Origin of the sequence: Butyrivibrio fibrisolvens, from assembly GCF_037113525.1 — a bacterium.
GTDB lineage: Bacteria > Bacillota > Clostridia > Lachnospirales > Lachnospiraceae > Butyrivibrio > Butyrivibrio fibrisolvens.
Genome location: NZ_CP146963.1, coordinates 1,826,124 through 1,845,024, shown reverse-complemented (window position 1 = coordinate 1,845,024; position 18,901 = coordinate 1,826,124). Strand labels below are relative to the sequence as shown.

At 41.3% G+C, this 18,901-nt stretch carries 14 protein-coding genes; all 14 read right to left on the bottom strand.

The annotated features are described in order from the left end of the window. Window positions 1-170: 170 nt before the first annotated feature. The 14 genes from WAA20_RS07540 to WAA20_RS07475 all read right to left on the bottom strand — a co-directional run bounded on the left by WAA20_RS07540 (window position 171) and on the right by WAA20_RS07475 (window position 18,792). Window positions 171-1,022: a hypothetical protein gene (locus WAA20_RS07540; protein ID WP_073385129.1), complete on the bottom strand. Its 852-nt coding sequence runs from the start codon at window positions 1,020-1,022 to the stop codon at window positions 171-173. A 308-nt stretch (window positions 1,023-1,330) separates the two neighbouring features. Then, the gene (locus tag WAA20_RS07535; protein WP_073385128.1) at window positions 1,331-2,695 is read right to left on the bottom strand and encodes a PFL family protein; all 1,365 of its coding nucleotides are present in this window, start codon (window positions 2,693-2,695) and stop codon (window positions 1,331-1,333) included. Between the two features lie 76 nt (window positions 2,696-2,771). Beyond that, on the bottom strand, window positions 2,772-3,044 hold the full coding sequence (locus WAA20_RS07530) for an ACT domain-containing protein (RefSeq protein WP_073385126.1): 273 nt from the start codon (window positions 3,042-3,044) through the stop codon (window positions 2,772-2,774). 29 nt (window positions 3,045-3,073) lie between these two features. Further along, window positions 3,074-3,871: an MBL fold metallo-hydrolase gene (locus WAA20_RS07525; protein WP_073385125.1), complete on the bottom strand. Its 798-nt coding sequence runs from the start codon at window positions 3,869-3,871 to the stop codon at window positions 3,074-3,076. Window positions 3,872-4,178: 307 nt separating this feature from the next. After that, window positions 4,179-6,326, bottom strand: a complete 2,148-nt coding sequence (locus WAA20_RS07520; protein ID WP_073385123.1) for a cell division FtsA domain-containing protein — start codon at window positions 6,324-6,326, stop codon at window positions 4,179-4,181. 132 nt (window positions 6,327-6,458) lie between these two features. Then, on the bottom strand, window positions 6,459-7,145 hold the full coding sequence (coaE, locus tag WAA20_RS07515; RefSeq protein WP_073385122.1) for a dephospho-CoA kinase: 687 nt from the start codon (window positions 7,143-7,145) through the stop codon (window positions 6,459-6,461). A 126-nt stretch (window positions 7,146-7,271) separates the two neighbouring features. Further along, entirely contained in the window at window positions 7,272-10,265 is a 2,994-nt protein-coding gene (gene polA / locus WAA20_RS07510) for a DNA polymerase I (RefSeq protein WP_073385120.1), read from the bottom strand. A gap of 72 nt (window positions 10,266-10,337) precedes the next feature. Continuing rightward, window positions 10,338-11,675 carry a hypothetical protein gene (locus WAA20_RS07505; protein ID WP_073385119.1) on the bottom strand — a complete coding sequence of 446 codons (1,338 nt, stop codon included), beginning with the start codon at window positions 11,673-11,675 and terminating at the stop codon, window positions 10,338-10,340. A gap of 80 nt (window positions 11,676-11,755) precedes the next feature. Further along, a complete protein-coding gene (locus WAA20_RS07500) occupies window positions 11,756-13,117 on the bottom strand; it encodes a radical SAM protein (protein ID WP_073385118.1) in 1,362 nt (453 codons plus the stop codon). Between the two features lie 75 nt (window positions 13,118-13,192). After that, window positions 13,193-14,482, bottom strand: coding sequence for a hypothetical protein (locus tag WAA20_RS07495; RefSeq protein ID WP_073385116.1), 1,290 nt, complete (start codon window positions 14,480-14,482; stop codon window positions 13,193-13,195). A 57-nt stretch (window positions 14,483-14,539) separates the two neighbouring features. Then, a complete protein-coding gene (locus WAA20_RS07490; RefSeq protein WP_073385114.1) occupies window positions 14,540-15,661 on the bottom strand; it encodes a hypothetical protein in 1,122 nt (373 codons plus the stop codon). Window positions 15,662-15,834: 173 nt separating this feature from the next. Beyond that, complete coding sequence (locus WAA20_RS07485) at window positions 15,835-16,797, bottom strand: PfkB family carbohydrate kinase (protein ID WP_330393597.1); 963 nt, start codon at window positions 16,795-16,797, stop codon at window positions 15,835-15,837. Between the two features lies 1 nt (window position 16,798). Next, window positions 16,799-17,128, bottom strand: a complete 330-nt coding sequence (locus WAA20_RS07480; protein WP_073385110.1) for a zf-HC2 domain-containing protein — start codon at window positions 17,126-17,128, stop codon at window positions 16,799-16,801. Between the two features lie 29 nt (window positions 17,129-17,157). Further along, a complete protein-coding gene (locus WAA20_RS07475) occupies window positions 17,158-18,792 on the bottom strand; it encodes a class I adenylate-forming enzyme family protein (protein WP_073385108.1) in 1,635 nt (544 codons plus the stop codon). Window positions 18,793-18,901 lie beyond the last annotated feature (109 nt).

Sequence of the window (18,901 nt, the reverse complement as noted above, 5' to 3'; positions counted from 1 at the left end):
ATGGTGAACTGCTGTTTACGAAATGAACTGCATGAAAAAGCCACAACGCTATAAAACAGATGAATATCATCTTTTCATAGTGCCATGGCCTCATATCGCTGACATCAAAGTGCAAATTTTGAAATCAAACTTCTATGCACTTATAAAAATGTCGTAACTACGTTCTGTAATTATCCCTCGAATACCGGGTGGAATGCGTCCGTGCACTTTACAGTTCCCTGTCTTGCTTCCTTAGGGCAGCAAAGAGCAAGGTATCTGTCTCCTGCGATCTGATGAACATCAGCTCCAAGATCAGGCAGAAGGCATGTGATAGCGCGTCCGCCAAAGTTGTTAACCATCTCATAAAGGATGCCATAACGGTATCCAAGTGTGAGTACTTCACTATTCTTGGTCTGATAATCATATGCAAGAAGTGAGAATGTCACGAAATATCCTTCATACAGCTTGAGGAGAGCCCATTTGATAAGCTCTGGATTTGAATCGATCATTTTCTCTTCATCATATTTATGAGAATAGAAATCGCAGATTCTCTCATGCCTGTAAGTTGGCTTACCATTGGTCCAGCTTGTTACGAAATCGCACTGAAGTTCACAATAGAAACCTCTCATAGAGTAGTCTCTTGCTCTTCTCTTAAGCTCTTCAAAAGCACGCTCAAGAGCAGCTGCTGCGCGAGGATTCTTTTTGGCAACCTTGTCCCAGTTATCACGAACATAAGCAATCTTAAGATTATTATCAATGATCATTCCAAGATTATAAAGCGCAGGGAAGTTGTATTTTCCATAAACACGGATAAATTTAGAAACCATGCGGATGTATGTTCCTGATTCCATATTTCTTACGCTCTGCATAAGAGATACAAGATCAAAGATACTTCCTGTCATCTGTGCTACGCTCTCTTTAGTCTCTGCACAGTTCATCTCCTGCAGAATGAAATTAGCAACATTATTATGTTTAGTGAAAAAATCAGCCACTTTATCCGCGTCGTTCTTGCGAATAACTTTAAATGATTCTGTAAGATTCATGGAAAGGTTCCTCCCTGAAACAAAATTTTAATTCCTTTGGTGATGCTTCGCAGATCCCCATCTGCGTTTTGGAACGCATCTTTTACAATATAAAGTAAAATATGGCTCTATGCAACGTAAATTCTGTAGAAATATACCCGATTTTTTACGGCTATAGTTAGGAAGATTTTTATTTCAAAAAACGTGGCCCCTTTTTCAGAGACCACGTTATCATGATTATTATCACATTATTTTTATTTTTGATTTATGCACAATTTCTTATGAGAGTTTTTGGTTAATATGACAATCTCATGTAAATATGCTGGTAATTAATTTTTGAATGAGTGAACCGGTGCAGGTATTCTTCCGCCTCTGTTAACAAATGCGCTGCAGTCAAATGAGTTAACAGGCATGATAGGTGCATATCCCAAAAGGCCACCAAATTCAACTCTGTCGCCAACTTTTTTGCCAATGCAGGGGATGATTCTTACAGCTGTTGTCTTCTGGTTGATCATACCGATAGCCATCTCATCAGCGATAACACCTGCAATTGTTGTAGCTTTAGTATCGCCTGGGATTGCGATCATATCAAGACCTACAGAACATACGCAGGTCATGGCTTCAAGCTTTTCAAGTGTAAGAGCGCCGGCTTCAACTGCATCGATCATACCCTGATCTTCACTTACAGGGATGAATGCGCCTGAAAGACCGCCAACATAAGAAGATGCCATTACGCCGCCTTTTTTGACCTGATCATTAAGAAGTGCAAGGGCTGCTGTTGTTCCGGGAGCGCCTGCATGCTCAAGACCTATCTCGCAGAGGATATCAGCAACTGAATCTCCAATAGCAGGTGTTGGAGCAAGAGACAGATCTACGATTCCAAAAGGAACTCCAAGTCTGGCTGAAGCCTCTTTGGCAACAAGCTGACCAACTCTTGTAACTTTGAATGCTGTCTTCTTGATAGTCTCACAAAGAACTTCAAAGTTCTCGCCGCGAACCTTGGAAAGAGCTGTCTTAACAACGCCGGGGCCTGATACGCCGACATTGATGATCCTGTCAGCTTCTGTTACGCCGTGGAAAGCGCCTGCCATGAACGGGTTATCATCAGGAGCATTGCAGAATACTACAAGTTTGGCGCATCCGTTAACTTCAATATGCTCAGAAGCTTTTGCAGTCTCAAGGACTACATCACCCATGAGGCGAACTGCATCCATGTTGATACCTGTCTTGGTAGAGCCAACATTAACTGAGCTGCAGATAAGCTCTGTCTGTGAAAGAGCCTGCGGGATGGATCTTATAAGAAGCTCGTCAGCCTTAGTCATACCCTTACTAACAAGTGCAGAATAACCGCCGATAAAGTTAACTCCTACTTCGTGAGCAACTTTATCAAGAGTTTTAGCGATAGTAACAAAATCTTCTGAAGTCTTGCAGGCTGCGCCGCCTACGATAGCAATGGGAGTTACAGAGATTCTTTTGTTAACGATCGGAATACCATATTCCTTGGAAATCTGCTCTCCTGTTGAAACAAGATCCTTGGCACTATTGTAGATCTTGTCATGGATCTTCTCACAAAGTCTGTCAAGATCAGAATCTATGCAATCGAGAAGACTTATGCCCATGGTGATCGTACGGACATCAAGGTTCTCTTTTTCTATCATGTCATTAGTTTCAGATACTTCTGTAATATTAATCATGTGCGACCTCTCTCTAAATAATCAGGTTTTATCCAGGCTGACATCCGGATTTGTCCAAAAATGCATGGATACATTTTTAAATCCTATGCATTGAATCGAATATGTCTTCGCGCTGCATTTTGATAACTACACCCATTTCTTCTCCGACTTTGGAAAGGTCCTCTTCAAGTCTTCCAAAATCAGCATCGCGGCCTGTTACATCAACGATCATCATCATATTGAAATAACCTGAAACGATTGTCTGTGAGATATCGAGAATGTTAACCTTCTCAGAAGCAAGGTAAGTGCATACTCTGGCGATAATGCCCACGGTATCTTTGCCGACTACAGTTATAATTGCTCTCTTCATGACTGTTTCTCCTTTATATTACATATCTCTTAGATTTCTATCACCTGTGATACTTCGCTTCTCTTAGCCACATACAAAGGGATATCCCCGCTGTGATATGGATTGTCACCCATGTCTATCGCAAGTCTTACTGTCTCATATGCAAGCTCTGGAAGGTTGTTCTTGTCAGAAAGATGGCCAAGTACGATTCCCTTCATGTGATCATTCAAAAGCTTACATAAAAGCTCTCCTGACATATCATTGGAAAGATGGCCTTCATTGCCTGCAATTCTCATCTTGAGCTGGTATGGATAAGGACCCGTCTGGAGCATCCTTACATCGTGATTGGCTTCAAGAAGGAGTGCATCCATATCCTGAAGGCAGCCTACGATATAATCGTCATAACAGCCAAGGTCTGTTGCTACTGCAGCCTTACGGCCTTCACATTCGATCCTGAATCCGACAGGCTCTAATGCATCATGTGAAATTCGCATGGGATTTACTTTAATATCGCCCACAAGAACGGGCTCGTCGCTTCTAATTACGTGAAACTCTTTATCATCCATCTCATGGTTCTTGTCAGATGCTCTGATTCCCTGGATGGTGCCGGCTGTTGCGTATACCGGAATATCATATTTTTTCAAGATAAGACGAAGCGCTGCTATGTGATCTGAATGTTCGTGTGTGATAAAAATTCCATTTATATCAGGAAGGTCTACGTCAAGACTATTAAGACCATCGATGATCCTCTTCCTTGAGCATCCTGCATCTATCAGGATATGCGTACCTGCAGAACCAATATAGGTGCTGTTCCCGCTACTGCCGGATGACAGACTCACAAATCTCATATTAACCCCGTCCTCTTTAAAATCATTTTAATTTAGAATACATCATATCGCATAATAATTCATCATAAAACTTCAACAAAAAAGAAGCCGTTTTGAGCGGCTTCTTTTCTTAAATCATTATTTCAAAATAACTATCGATCCATATCCTGAATATCAAAATCTTTTTTCCTTAGTGATTACAAGATAGAGTTTTGCTCGCAAAACTCTCGCGCCGAGCGCGGTTGCATTTATGCAACATATTCCTTTCGCGCGAGTGCGCATCCTTAGCGGAGCGTTTTATTCAATAGGTATTTTCTATTGAATAAAATTATTTCTTCCAGTATACTTCGATATTATCGCCTTCAGCGATGGGTTGCATGTAATTGGGAGATCCGCCATTGAGCATCGTGACAATGCCGCGGCCTTCCGGTTTACTAAGGTCAAAGTCAATGTAATCAAACACATCAACAAAAATGTAATCAGCCTTGTTATGAAGAGTCACAGGTGACCCATTTACTATCACATGAAGGTCATGGGCCAGGATATTTTTGACAGGTGTTATGGAGTCAACAGCTTCATCCATCGCTTCCTGATCAAATTGCGTCTCATCAGCGATCACTGCTTCATCAGCATTTTCAAAGGCTTCCTCGTTCTCCTGCTCCATGGCAACAACATCGGCATCAGGAATATCCTTGTAATAGTCCATGATGGTATCTTCTCTGGACTTGAACTCAACCTTGAAGTTCTCATAAACAGGAGTATCCGCGTTTGCCTCTTCGTTGTTGATCATGATAAGGGTATCCGGAGTTATCTCGATATCAAGAAGCTTTGCGATCTGCTCCGCTGTATCATAATCAAGGATCTTAACGTCATCACCCGGTCTTATCTTATAGAATGAAGTCTGAGGCTCTCCATCAACGGTAGCAAACCTTGACGCCATAACTTCTTTGCCATCAACATTGACTTTAAATGTTGACTTAAACTCTGCAAGAGAGCCAATTTCAAGCTCTCCGGGTTCTCCTGCTGTAGATGGTGTAACCTCAATTATATCGTTAGCACGGATCTTGCTATGAATATCTGCCGGCTTACCATTAAGCATGATAACAGCAGATTCTCCGGGCTGGCCGGGTACTGACTTTTCCTCACCATTAAGTGTAAACTTTAGTGCCTGACCTCTCTTTGGGAAAAGATCTTCATTCGGGAACGCAGCCTGCATGGCAGCATCAACGATCTGAAGTTTACCATTATCATATATCTTGGTCTGTGCTCCGTTAAATGAAACAAATACAAAGTTGTTGGTATCTTCGTAGTAGCTCATGCAGATACCAAGAGGTGTTACCATAAGTGAGTCGCGGGCTGTATCTCCTGCATTAAGAAACTCAAAGTCTTTCATGACCTCTTCGCCTCTTAGTGCTACTCTTTCTTCAGAAATTTCCATATTTTTGGCTATCGCTTCCGTGTAGCCCTTTACACAGCCGCCTCCTCCGACTACGAATACAGCGCTTACAGGTCTGTCACCGTTAAGACGCTTTATCTCTTTGGTCACCTGCTCAGCCATCTGATCTACCAGAGGCTTAAGAGAAGTATCAACTTCCTCTTTGCTGATAGTCTTATCAAGTCCCATGATATCCGTGTATGTGACAGTCTCATGAGTTGATGCATCGATCTTGATCTTGTCGGCAGTGTTAAAATCAACCAGGCAATGACGCGCGATTGCTTCTGTAAGGTTATCACCTGCTGCCGGAATCATGCCATACGCTGTGATCGTGCCGCCATCTGTAACGCATATATCAGATGTTCCAGCGCCGACATCGATAAGTGCAAGATTCAGGAGTCTGAACTTTTCAGGGATTGCAACCATGATCGCTGCAATAGGCTCCAGAGTCAGGTTGGCAACAGAAAGTTCTGCTCTCTCGCAGGCTTTGTAAAGACCATCTACAACGTCGTCAGGAAGGAAAGTCGCAATAAGTTCAACCTTGACCTTACCACCATTGTGGCCTTCAAGATTACCGATCTGATAATCATTCAAATAGTAATGTAGTACAGAATAGCCGACCAGATAGAACTTAAGATCCGACTCATTATTTTTTATAAACTCCTGATAAGCCTGTTCTACAGCCTTAGAATCCAGATTGTAGATATCTTCATCAGTGATGGATCTGGTATCATCCAGCATCTCTTCGTAAGAAGTCTCGACAGTACGAAGAACACGACCAGCAGCTGCTATACATACATCTGTAAGATGTATATCAGTTTCTGTCTCGAGTTCGTTTTTGATGGTTCTTATTGTGGCCCCAACCTTGCCTATGTCATGAATCTGTCCGTCAAGCATGGCTCTTGTCTCATGGCCACGGGATTTCTGGGCGATGACAAAAAACTTGCCATCCTTCATATAGCCGACAGTTCCGACAACATTTCTCGTACCTATATCAAGGCCGAATACAATGTTCTGATCTTTCTGCTCCAGACTTGGCATGCTCTGTGCCTCCTGCAATATAAAAAACACAGTTACGTCTCAACTACATATTCAAATAATCATGGAACTTATAACCCTACGCTTTTATATCGGCATATATCAATAAAATATTTATGGGGGGTTTAAGAAAATTTAGAAGCCCCACCTGATAATGATTTCGCCGGCGAGATCATTATCAGGTGGGGCATCGCCTAAAATTTGCTTAATACTCTCCAGTGCGGTGAGGTGGTCGTCGATCTGGGACAGCGCATCACTGAGGCTTGCGCTGTTGTCGACTATGAAATCGCAGTTTTTTCTGAATTCTTCTTCAGAAAGCTGAGCTTCAAGGATATTGTTAATCTTTTCATCAGAGTATCCGCGGGAAGCTTTGAGGCGTTGTCTGCGTACTTCTTCGGTAGCGTAAATGTACCATAGTTCGTCAACGATATCTTTATATCCGTTTTCAATTAATAGGGCTGCTTCAACAAAAAGGTAGTCTATTTCGTTTTTGGCTCTCTCTGTTTTGATTACATCAGCTATATAGTCGTTAGTTGCAGGATGAAGGATGGCGTTTACTTTTTGTAATAAATCATCATCTTTAAATATAGCCTTCGCCATTTTCTTTTTGTCGATCTCGCCGTAGGAGCCGTCTGGCTCTACTTCTAAGATTTCGTTTCCGAGAAGTTCTACGAGCTTATCGTATGCGGGCATGCCTTTTTTCTTGACATCGTTTGCGACGTTATCAGAAAAGATAACGCGGCAATTATACTTATTCAAAACTTCTGTAAGTAGAGCGCTTTTGCCTGCGCCTACTCCTCCGGTAACACCTATAAGTTTCATTCTATAACCTCATGTCGCGAGTGAATCGAGCGACTAATAAGTTTGAAAAAATTATATTTTCAAACTTATTTAAGCACTCCAACAAATCTGTTTTTATTATGTGACATACTAAATAAGATAATATGATCACTTCGCCTCAAACCAGTCTTTTCCAATGCTGCACTCAGCAATGAGCGGCACTTTAAGATCTGCTGCCTTCTGCATTTCTTCTGTGAGAAGGTTCTTTACTACTTCAACTTCATCAGGAGCTGTCTCTATAAGAAGTTCGTCGTGGATCTGAAGGATGAGCCTACTCTTAAGGTTCTCTTTTCTAAGTCTCATAAATACTCTGATCATGGCGATCTTCATGATATCAGCAGCTGTTCCCTGAATAGGTGCATTCATGGCAACACGTTCGCCGAACTGTCTTCTCATGAAATTGGATTCCTTAAGTTCAGGAATTGGTCTTCTTCTGCCAAATGTTGTGATACTGTATCCATGCTCTTTGGCAAAAGCAACAGCGCCTTCCTGGTAAGCTTTAACTCCGGGATATGTCAGGAAGTAGCCTTCCATGTAGCCCTTGGCTTCTTCTCTTGATATACCAAGATCGTTAGCAAGGCCAAATACGCTTATTCCGTATACGATACCGAAGTTAACAGCTTTAGCATTACGTCTCTGAGTATCTGTTACTTCATCAAAAGGTGTATGGAATACCTTGGAAGCTGTAGCTCTATGTATGTCTTTGCCTGATCTGTAATCTTCTAAAAGGCCCTCATCAGCGCACATATCGGCAAGGATCCTTAGCTCAACCTGGCTGTAATCGGCATCTGCAAATACGTAGCCGTCTCTTGGCACGAATACCTTACGGATAGCGCGTCCAAGTTCGGTGCGCATCGGGATGTTCTGAAGGTTAGGCTCTGAAGATGAGATTCTTCCTGTTGCTGTGATTGTCTGATTGAATACAGTATGGATCCTGTTATCGGATTCAATATAGTCTGCAAGGCCATCTGCATAGGTACTCTTAAGCTTTGCAAGTCCTCTGTACTCAAGAATATCTCTGACAAAAGGGTGCTCTGGTGCAAGCTTTTCAAGAACGTCAGCTGATGTGGAATAGCCTGTCTTGGTCTTCTTGCCACCTTCGTAGCCAAGCTTTTCAAAAAGTATAACGCCAAGCTGTTTGGGAGAATTTATATTAAACTCTTCTCCTGCTTCCTTGTAGATATTCTGCTCAAGCTCAGCTATCCTTCCGGCGAGCTTGTCTCCATAGTCTTTTAGTGCATCTCGTCTACAGATGATACCTTCTTTTTCCATAGAATAAAGGACATAGGAAAGGGGCATCTCAACTTCCTGCATAAGACCTGCCATCTTGGCATCTTCAAGCTTCTTCTCAAGGATAAAAGCTCCATGCATAGCGGTATTTGCTACTTCGCCTGCGTATTCAACTATCTGCTTGAGTGCATCTTCAGGAAGGATTTCAGGAGCAGCTGCCTTCTTAGACTTTTTCTTAGTATCTTCTTCAGGCATAGGGATGCCAAGATCAAGAGTCATCTGCATAGGAACTTCGATGAGCTCCTTGAGGCTTCTCTTACCAAAGCGCTCCTTGTAGCTTTTCATCATGCGTCCAAGGTGCTCTCCTGCTATATCTTCAGGAGTGTAGTCATCCTTTAACGGATTAAGAAGATATGCGCCGATAAGTATATCAAAATTGCCTTTTGCCTTCTTAGAGTCAATCTCATAAGGAGTGAAAAGGTGGTATGTGTTCTTAATATCAAAAGTTGCAAGTCTGCAATCCTTGGACAAATCTTCAAGGACCTTTCCTGCATATTCTGCCGTAAATTTCTCTGTGTTTCTGAGAAAATATGCTTTACCGTTTTCAAAGGATATTCCAAGGCCTATAAAGTCTTCTGCATCCTTGGAATCTTCTATTACGCTAAAGCCTATGAATCTGTCGTCATGGCCTTTTGCATAATCTTTAGCTTCCTGAATTATTTTCTGTGCTTCGTCAAAAGAAGTTACTGAAGTAACATCAACCTTCTGAGGTACATTTCTTAAAATGTTTTCTATTTCTAAATCACAGTTCATATCAGAAGAACCACCTTTAGCACTTGATCCTTCAGATATTCCGAATCCACTACCAGCGCTGAATCCGTCATTAGAACTGTTAGCTACATCTGTACCATTATTATTGGCAGACCCATTACCAAAACCTGAGTTTTTACTACTTCCCCCTGTAAAAGCTGTTTCCAGACTTGCAAAAGCATTATTAACTACTTCTTCAGAAAATTTGGAAAGAAGTCTCTTAAATCCAAGTCTCTTATACTCTTTGTATGCATTTTCATTTAAATAGTTAACACGCTTCGCACTATCCCATGGAAGTTCAAAGTCTGCATCTGTCTTAATAAGTGCAAGTGTATATGAAAGGTCGCAGCTTTCTTTGTTAGCTTTAAGTGATTCTCTTATTGCATTCTTAGTGATCTCTTCAACGTGTTCATAGATTCCTGCGATTGAGCCATAAGTCTGCATCAGCTCTTTGGCTGTCTTTGGACCAACCTTGGGAACACCTGGAATATTATCAGATGAATCGCCCATGAGCGCCTTTAGTTCTACAAACTTCTCAGGTGTTACGCCCCACTCATCGATAACTTCCTGTGTGTGATAGCGCTCAACTGTTGTCTGGCCGCCTTTGGTCTTAGGATTAGCAATAAGGATATTGTCGCTTGCTATCTGCAGAAGGTCACGGTCACCTGAAACAAGGGTTACGATCATGCCCTGTGCTTCAGCTCTTTTTGCAAGGGTTCCTAAGATATCATCGGCTTCAAGACCAGGCTGCTCGTAGCGGCGAACGCCCATAGAGTCAAGGACTTCCTTAAGAAGCGGCACCTGCTCATGAAGTTCTTGAGGCATTGGCTTACGGGTTCCTTTATACTCTTTGAATATATCATGTCTGAATGTAGGCGCACTTGTATCAAATGCAACAACTACATAGTCAGGATTCTCATCATCAAGAAGTTTAAAAAAGATATTTAAAAATCCGATAACCGCGTTGGTATGAAGTCCCTCAGCGTTAGTCAGATCAGGCATGCCGTAAAAGGCCCTGTTAAGAATACTGTGTCCATCCACAAGTAATAGCTTTTGTGTCATAGTTGTCCTCTTTTCTATAGATATATTCCAAGGAATGTCCCCAAGAATATTTCAGCGATCAGATCATCATGATCATTCATGAATTTTGTGAATCTGCTCTGTAGTTAGTATTGTACCATAAAAATCTTTGGTACTGCATCCGGCACGTCCTCCGCCAGCACAGGCACAAGCACACGCACAGGCGCAGCCGCCACCGCCTCCGTGTCTTCCACCAGACGAATAATACGAATGAACATTTTTATCTATATCCATATATTCGATCATATGTTCTTTGCGGTATCTTCGCATATAATCGCCAACAGAAGATTCTTTTGCAAATGTATTCATCTTGCCCTTCTGATAAGCGTCGACAGACCAGAAAAATGCCTTAATGTAGAATATCAGATAGGCAAGGAACGGCCATACCAGAACAAGGACCAGAAAAATAAAAAAGCCGCCAAAAAACAGATTTTCAAATGTATTATCTTCTTTAAGCTCTTCGGAATAGGTATCATCCGCATCAAAGGCTTTATCCGGAATATCAATGGTTGTATTAAATTTTTCTCCGGCATTTAAAGATCCTATGAAAAAAACTATGCCATCGTCTTCCACGATCTCTCCATCACGGCACAAGGGATTGATATCACCTTCAATATCAGAAACGTCCCATTTAACTTCGATGCGCTCTACATCAATCTCGTCAAACCATCCGGGTGTAAAACTATAGCGCCTTATAGAACCTTTTTCATAATACAACTGGTGTGCATGGATGGAAAAAGAGAAATTGATGACCTGGCCTTCTTCGTAGGAATCATCAAAATCGATTCGTACAAAATCTCCGGAGCTGCTTATATACTGGATGTCTTCGATATTATTGCTTAGAGCTTTAATATCTTCTGTATATTTATTTGGTATACCTATCTTGACCCATGTGACTTCATCCTCATCAGAGTCAAGCACAAGCCAGTGTATATTATAAGTAATGTAGAGTGAACCATCGGACATATCAGGCTTTACATTTATAACATATCCCAGGATCTCATCAAGATTATCTGTTTCGTATGCAGATATATCGAGATATTCTCCGTCTTCATAGTCTGTATCATAATAAGTAACGCTTTGTGCAGCGTCAGAAGAAGTTGATCGTAAATCCGAATCATAAGAATCCTGTGAATCCGCATAATCAGAATCTGCCTCTATTCTATCCGTATCTACAACTTCTTCACCCGAATCTTCAGACACTTCTACAAACTCTTTGTTATCAGTAACGCTTTCTTCTGTATCATCATCGAATATAATAAGCAAAATGAATAACAGAGCAATAACTGCAAAAATAGATGCATAAAAAACGATAATAATACGTTTAACTATATCAAATAAGCTCTTATGCTTATCTCTTTGTTTTCTTCGATTTCTATTATTACGACTCACTATTTTAACCTCATATCGCGAGTGACTAATTGTTTGAAGTGGTGGAGCTCGCGGCGCCACTTCTCGGAGTTAATCTCTGATTAACTCCTTACCTCGCTTAATGGACATTTTTGCAGCATCTTAGCTGATTCATTACGTATTTCTTTGCACTTTTTGCTATTCCAGATCTTGTCCCAGGAATCTTCAAGTATATCTCCTAGTGGCTTTTCAGAAAGAGAGCTCTGGCAGGGAACAACTTTACCGCTTGGTGTTACAGCCATATTGCTAAGGCAAGCTCCGCAAGATGGAACGTTCAGGCCCATTTCGCGAAGTTTTTCTTCAGAAACCTGTCCTGGTGATGTAAACTGGATCTCCATCTCATTTTCTGCGCAGTAGGTAGTCGCTTTTTTCAAAAGATCTGTAAGCTCTTCTTCTGTCAGTTGATCTGCCTGCTGGGCGCTTCGTACAGCATTGCCGGACGGGATCATGCCAGAGCATGTAACATAGATAACTCCAAGGCTGTGAAGGAATTCAAGTGTCTTTTCATAATCAGCGTTGAGCGAGCAAAGAGGAGTATTGATGCTAACAGAAAGGCCTGCTGCGATAGCATTTTTGATGCCTTCAACTGTTTTATCAAAAGCGCCTGCGCCTGTAAGATTCTCGTGAACTTCCTTATCATGAGAATAAAAAGTGATCTGAACTGAATCAAGATCAGCCTTACGAAGGCCCTCACACAGCTCTTTTGTCAGATTTATACCATTTGTATTAAGCCTTGTTACGAACCATCTAGCATGAGTTATTAGCTCGCACAGGTCATCTCTCATAGTTGGCTCGCCGCCTGTAAAGGTCAGCTGCGGGATGCGGGCATCGTAGCAGGCATCAATCACATCCATCCAGTCCTTTGTAGAAAGCTCTTCTTCTGATGATGCTGCCTGGCCTGCAGCGTAGCAGTATGCGCACTTCTGGTTACAGTTCCATCTGCCATCCTTGGTCATGGCGCTTACCATAAGGTCCATTCTATGCGGCGCTGTCATGTTTGGCGCATACTCTCCGATTGAGAGAAGCGGGATATTCTCTTTGGTATATCCTGTAAGTGCCACGTCCTCAAGCATTCCCACAAGGCGATCAAGATCTTCTGCGATCATATCTTTAGGTACTCTTGGGTAAACCTTTTGAACGCATTTGTAGGTATCTTCAAGAAGCTCTTTTAACTGATCGTCACTCATTGCGCCTTCTCCGAAGGCATTAACATGACGGATGAATTCTGTGAGAAGAATTGCCTGAGACTCTCCAAGTGGGAGGAGGTACTGGCCATTGAGAACGCAGATGGATGGCGCGTTCTTTACAAGAAAGAATTTGGGAGGAACAAGGTGGATACGCACAGCTCCCGGTCCGTTTGGATTAAGGGTTGTATGCGCAACTTCGTTCCAATATTTTAATTCATAACGTTTTTCTAACAGCATAGGTTAAGTCGTCCTTTTTTAATTTGCTTTATCTTTTAGTTCAAACGTGCAATATACAATTTTGTCTTGCTATTCTTATTTTTGTTTCGTGCTTTTATATACTTTATGAATCTGCTCAGTATTTAGTATTGTACCATAGAAATCTTTGGTGCTGCATCCGGCGCGTCCGCCTCCTGCACAGGCGCAGGCACATGCACAGGCACAGCCACCTCTACCATAACCTCTTCCGTGTCCGGAACCACTGCCTTTTATATCCTCATAAAACTCATGGGCTTCTCTTTTTATCTCTTCATATTCAATTTCGTGTTCCTTGCGAAATCTGCGCATGTAACCTGCTATTGATGATTCGTCCTGGCACAGATATGTTTTACCTTTCTGATATGAATCAACTGACCAGATAATAGCTTTAGCATAAAATACAAGATACGCGATCAAGGGGCATCCAAAACAAAAAGCTAAAAATCCAAAAGCATGCACAAACCAGAACATATATCCTGAAAGATCTTCCGAAATCTCTTTTTCGTAAAGATCATCATTATCAAATGCGCTATCCGGCATCTTTATGATAGCCTCAAACTTGCGGCCTGCATTCAACGAACCGTAAAAAGATATGCTATTTTCAGTTGTCCTAAGCTTGCCATAAGGACATTGAGGAATGATATCTCCCTCGATTTCGGAAATATCCCATATAACCTCAATGTTATCAACATCAATATCATTGAACCATCCCGGAGTGAAAGAATAGAGTCTGTTTGAACCATCCTCTTTATATAATCTGTGGGCATGGATTGAAAAAGAGAAATCAACAACCTGACCTTCCTTGTAGGAATTCCGAAAATCAATACGTACATAATCTCCTGAATCATCCAAATAGCCTATCTTGGATATATTATTGCTAAGAGCCTTTATGTCTTCTGTGTATTTATTTGGTATACCTATCTTGACCCATGTAAGTTTTTCTTTATCAGAGTCAAGTACAAGCCAGCTGATATCATATGTTATATAAAGTGAACCATCAGACTTATCAGGCTTTACATAGATATCATAATCAAGTATTTCATCAAGATGATAATTGTTATATTCGGATGTATCAACTATTTCTATAGGGTCTGAAGAAGGCAATTTACAGATATTACGAAATCCATTACCAAAAAGAACTACTATACTCGATCCAAAGAGCATGAATAAAAAATAACATATTCCAACTGCAAATATTTTACTTGCGATTTTATTTATTGGAGAATGTTCCCAGATTACTTTTTTACTCTCAGCCATCGAATTTTGAATTAATTCATCATAGTATTTTTTTCTTCTCTCCTCGCGCAGTTTTCTCTCCCTGCGTTTAACCCTCTTATTTCTAGCCATTTTTTATTCCCCAATTTCATAAATAAACTTCTTCACATTGATGACAGGCACGCAATTTTACTTCTCGAAAACTGCGATTTCCGGAATAAGTGCAGCGTCATATGTTCCGCCAAAATCAGAGCAAAACCATGGCTCTTCATCTTCGTTAAAGCCAACAATGAATTCCCCTGTTTCCATATCGTAGTTAACGTTACGGTACTCAACATATCCTTCTCCATCGTCATCCTCATACATGACTGTAATAGAATAATTGATATTTACTACTCCGTTACCTCTTTTATAAATAGTACTTATCTCTCCGCCATAGTTTTCAATTTCAGTACATACATCAAAGCCTACGATGGTGTTAACTTCTTCCCTTGAAATCTCAACTCCACCGAACTCCTTAAAATCTCCACTTTCTTCATCATAAAAGAAATAGTAGTTTTTCCAGGTATGGCCAGTTACCGTACCATTCATAGACTCATCACTTGATATTTCAACGAATCTGTCATACATTCCTTTTGAAACACAAATTTCATTTGGAGTAGTAGCTGTCTGCCTTGTAAAAATATAGCCAACGCCAGAAATAGCAGTTTCTACATAAGACGATTTTTCTATGTAGAACATCCTTCCCACTGCTTCTGTCGTATAGCTCATATTGAAAACAATGAACTTTTTATCTCCAAACATATAGAGATCAAAAACAGACTGCTCATCAGTTGCCACATATGAAAACTGATTGTTCACAAGGGCATATCCATCTTCATTGGCGAACCATATTTCTCCGTAAAACTCGTTATAATCTCCATCGTATTCATCGCCAATATAGAAAAAGCCTTCTTTTTGTCCATCACCATCAAAGTCATCAACAAAAGAAATGGTTTTTTCTTTTCTTTGAAGTTCTGACTTAGAAAGGATTGCTTTTAAAGCCGCCTCTTCGTCAAAAACTTCTTCTGACGTCTCATCATCCGCTTCTTCAGATGACGCTTCCAGGTTACTATCGCTTATATCTTCGTCTGATACTTCTATGTTTGATTCTTCAACTGATTCTTCAGCATTTGATTCTTCTATGTCTGATTCATCTATGTTTGATTTATCTATGTTTGATTTATCAAGACTAATATCAGCACAACCAGTTAAAAGAACTACGGCTGAAGAAGCACATATTATAAACTTTTTGTATAGATTATATTTCATATTTTTTCCTTTCCTGTTCATTTGACTAATTGCCGTATAAGTGGATTTTACTAGCATTATTTGCGATTAACAATCATATCTGATGAAACGTAATTTTATTACGACAAAAAAACAAATGCCTACCGCCACGGTTACAAACCATGGCGGTAGGCATCTTTATGTTTTATAACTATTTACTCAAAATCCTTGATCTTGGAAGCATCAATTCCAAACTCCTCAGGAAGGAATCTAGGACATACGTTTTCTTTGGTAGCGATAACGGATGCCGCAAGTCTTGTTCCTATCTCGCAGGATTCTCTGAATGTCTTGCCATATGTAAGACCTATTGCAACACCTGCAAAGAAGGAATCTCCTGCGCCAGTTGTATCAGTTACAATAACCTGCTTGGACTTAACATAGCCTGACTCGCCATCACATGTAGCATATACAGAACCCTGAGCTCCAAGTGTTATTACCATTCTCGGAATCTGGGATGCTTTTAGCTTGCAAACAAGAATCTCTCTAAGCTGGTCCGGCTCCATGTCGTCATAGACATCAGAGAAGAATATTCCTGCCTCCTGCTGGTTACATACAAAGCATGCACAGTTCTTAAGAAGATCTCTGCGTTCTACAGCAATCGTCATATTTGAAACTACTGCATACACCTTCTTTTCATACTTGGCTGCAAGAGCAAATACTCTTTTGAGTATCTCTTTTTCCATATCAAATTCAATGATGATGCTGTCGGCATCCTTGAAGATCTCATCACCCTGCTCATCGAGAATACGTATGATCTCGCTCAGATCGGGGCGTTTGGAGATCGAAGCTACAACATCGCCTGAATTATCAAAGATTGCAAGCCATGAACCAAGGCCATCTTTAACTTTTCTTATATATTTGGTATTGACCTTGTGGTTCTTGAGTTTTTCAACTACGTCAGTGCCAATACCGGTATCATCAACAAGTCCGACAAAAGTGGGTCTAAGCTCAACATTGGCAATATCCTCTGCAATATTACGGCTTACTCCGCCATGAACCTGAACTACATTGCCGACATTCCTGCCTCCGGGAATGTACTGCATTGAAGGGTACCCCTTAATATCAACAAATACTGCACCAATTACAACTATGCCCATTCTTACTTTAATTCCTTTCAAACTAAAACCATATCTGAAGCGTTAACACAAAAAGAATAACAGCTTCAACTGCGACGATCGTTCTAAGCACCCAGGAAAATCTTTCCAACCTGTAGAGCCTGTTCAACCTGGCATGCGCCTTTGAAAGCTTTTTGTCAAGTTCTCCGGCAAGGTTGAATTCATTGCCATCGCTTAAACTTTGAAGGCCTCTTCCGACCAGATACTGGATAGTCAGCTCTTCTCTGCACTCAGAGCACTTGTCGATGTGTTCCAAAAACTCTGCCAGCTCCAAATTCTCCATAGATTCGTCGAAAAAAGAGGGTATACTCCGTTCTGCTTCTTTATGTGTCATACGAATTAAAGTAATCTCCTTCGGTCTGCCTAGCTTCTGTTCTCCATGGCTACAAGATTCTCTGCGCCATGCATCTTACGAAGCTTAGGTTTTTCTATTTTGCCTGTAGCATTACGAGGTATCTCTTCAAAGAAAATCGTCTTCGGCCTCTTATATCTTGGAAGACCCATACAATATTCTTCGATTTCTGCTTCTGTACATATCATACCATCTTTTACTTCGATTATGGCAGCAGTTTTTTCTCCAAGTCTTGTATCAGGTATTCCGATAACGGCTACATCCTTGACTTTATCATACGTTCTGATGAAATTCTCGATCTGAACAGGGTAAATATTTTCTCCGCCGCTGACTATAACGTCTTTCTTGCGGTCTACAAGGAAATAGAATCCGTCCTCATCCTGCATAGCCATATCGCCTGTATAAAGCCATCCATCTTTAAGGATCTTGGCTGTTTCCTCAGGATTGTTGTAGTAACAGGTCATAACACCGGGGCCCTTAACACAAAGTTCTCCGACTTCGCCTTTTTCCACTTCGTTATCACTTTCATCAACTATCTTACACTCCCAGCGGTATCCCGGGACGCCGATAGCGCCAACCTTATGAACGTTCTCCACACCAAGATGTACGCATCCTGGGCCTGTAGATTCAGAAAGGCCATAGTTAGTATCATACTGGTGATTAGGAAAATATTCAAGCCATCTCTTGATAAGTGACGGCGGAACAGGCTGTGCACCTATGTGCATGAGCCTCCACTGATCAAGGTTATAATCTTCAATACTGAGTCTTCCGCTATCAAGGGCATCAAGTATATCCTGAGCCCACGGAACAAGGAGCCAGACTATGGTACACTTTTCGGATGATACAGCAGAAAGTATAACTTCAGGCGAAGCGCCTTTTAACAAAACTGCCTTGCTGCCTGCAAAGAGGCTTCCCATCCAGTGGAATTTCGCACCTGTATGATAGAGAGGAGGTATGCATAAAAAGACATCGTCTCTACCTGTGCCGTGGTGTCTTGCTTCCATCTCAGCAGCCTGAGAAAGGCTCTGATGCTTATGCAGGATTGCCTTAGGGAATCCTGTAGTTCCTGATGAAAAATAGATTGCGCCGAAGTCATCATCTGTAAGCGGAATGCAAGGTGACTTACTGGAGCAGTCTGCAACAAGTTCGCGGTAGCTTTCTGCAAAGCTTGGACAGTTATCTCCAACATAAAGAAGGAGGCGTCCTCTCGCCAGCCGCTCAGCATAGGTTTCGATTCGGCCGATGAACTCAGGACCAAATACGATAATGTCTACTTCTGCAAGTTCTGTACAATATAAGATCTCTTCAGCATCATATCTGAAGTTAAATGGAACTGCGATAGCACCTGTTTTAAGTACCCCAAAATAAACAGGAAGCCATTCAAGGCAGTTGTACATTATGATCGCAACTTTATCATTTTTCTTAACCCCTCTGCTAAGAAGGAGATTCGCGAATCTGTTAGCCTTCTCATCAAATACCTTCCAGGTGATCTGCCTTCTGTAAGGCTCAAACCTTGTAGGCTCAATAAGATCATATTCTTTCCATGATATGCGTCTTGTATCAGCCATCTCCGGATTAAGCTCAACAAGCGCTACCTCGTCCGGATATAATTTCGCATTTCGTTCAAGTAAATCTGTAACTGGCATAATCTGTGGTCCCCCTTACCTAATGTCGCGAGTGAAATGAGTGACTAATGGTTCGAATTAGCAGAGCTCGCGACGCTAATTCGCGGAGTTAATCTTTGATTAACTCCCA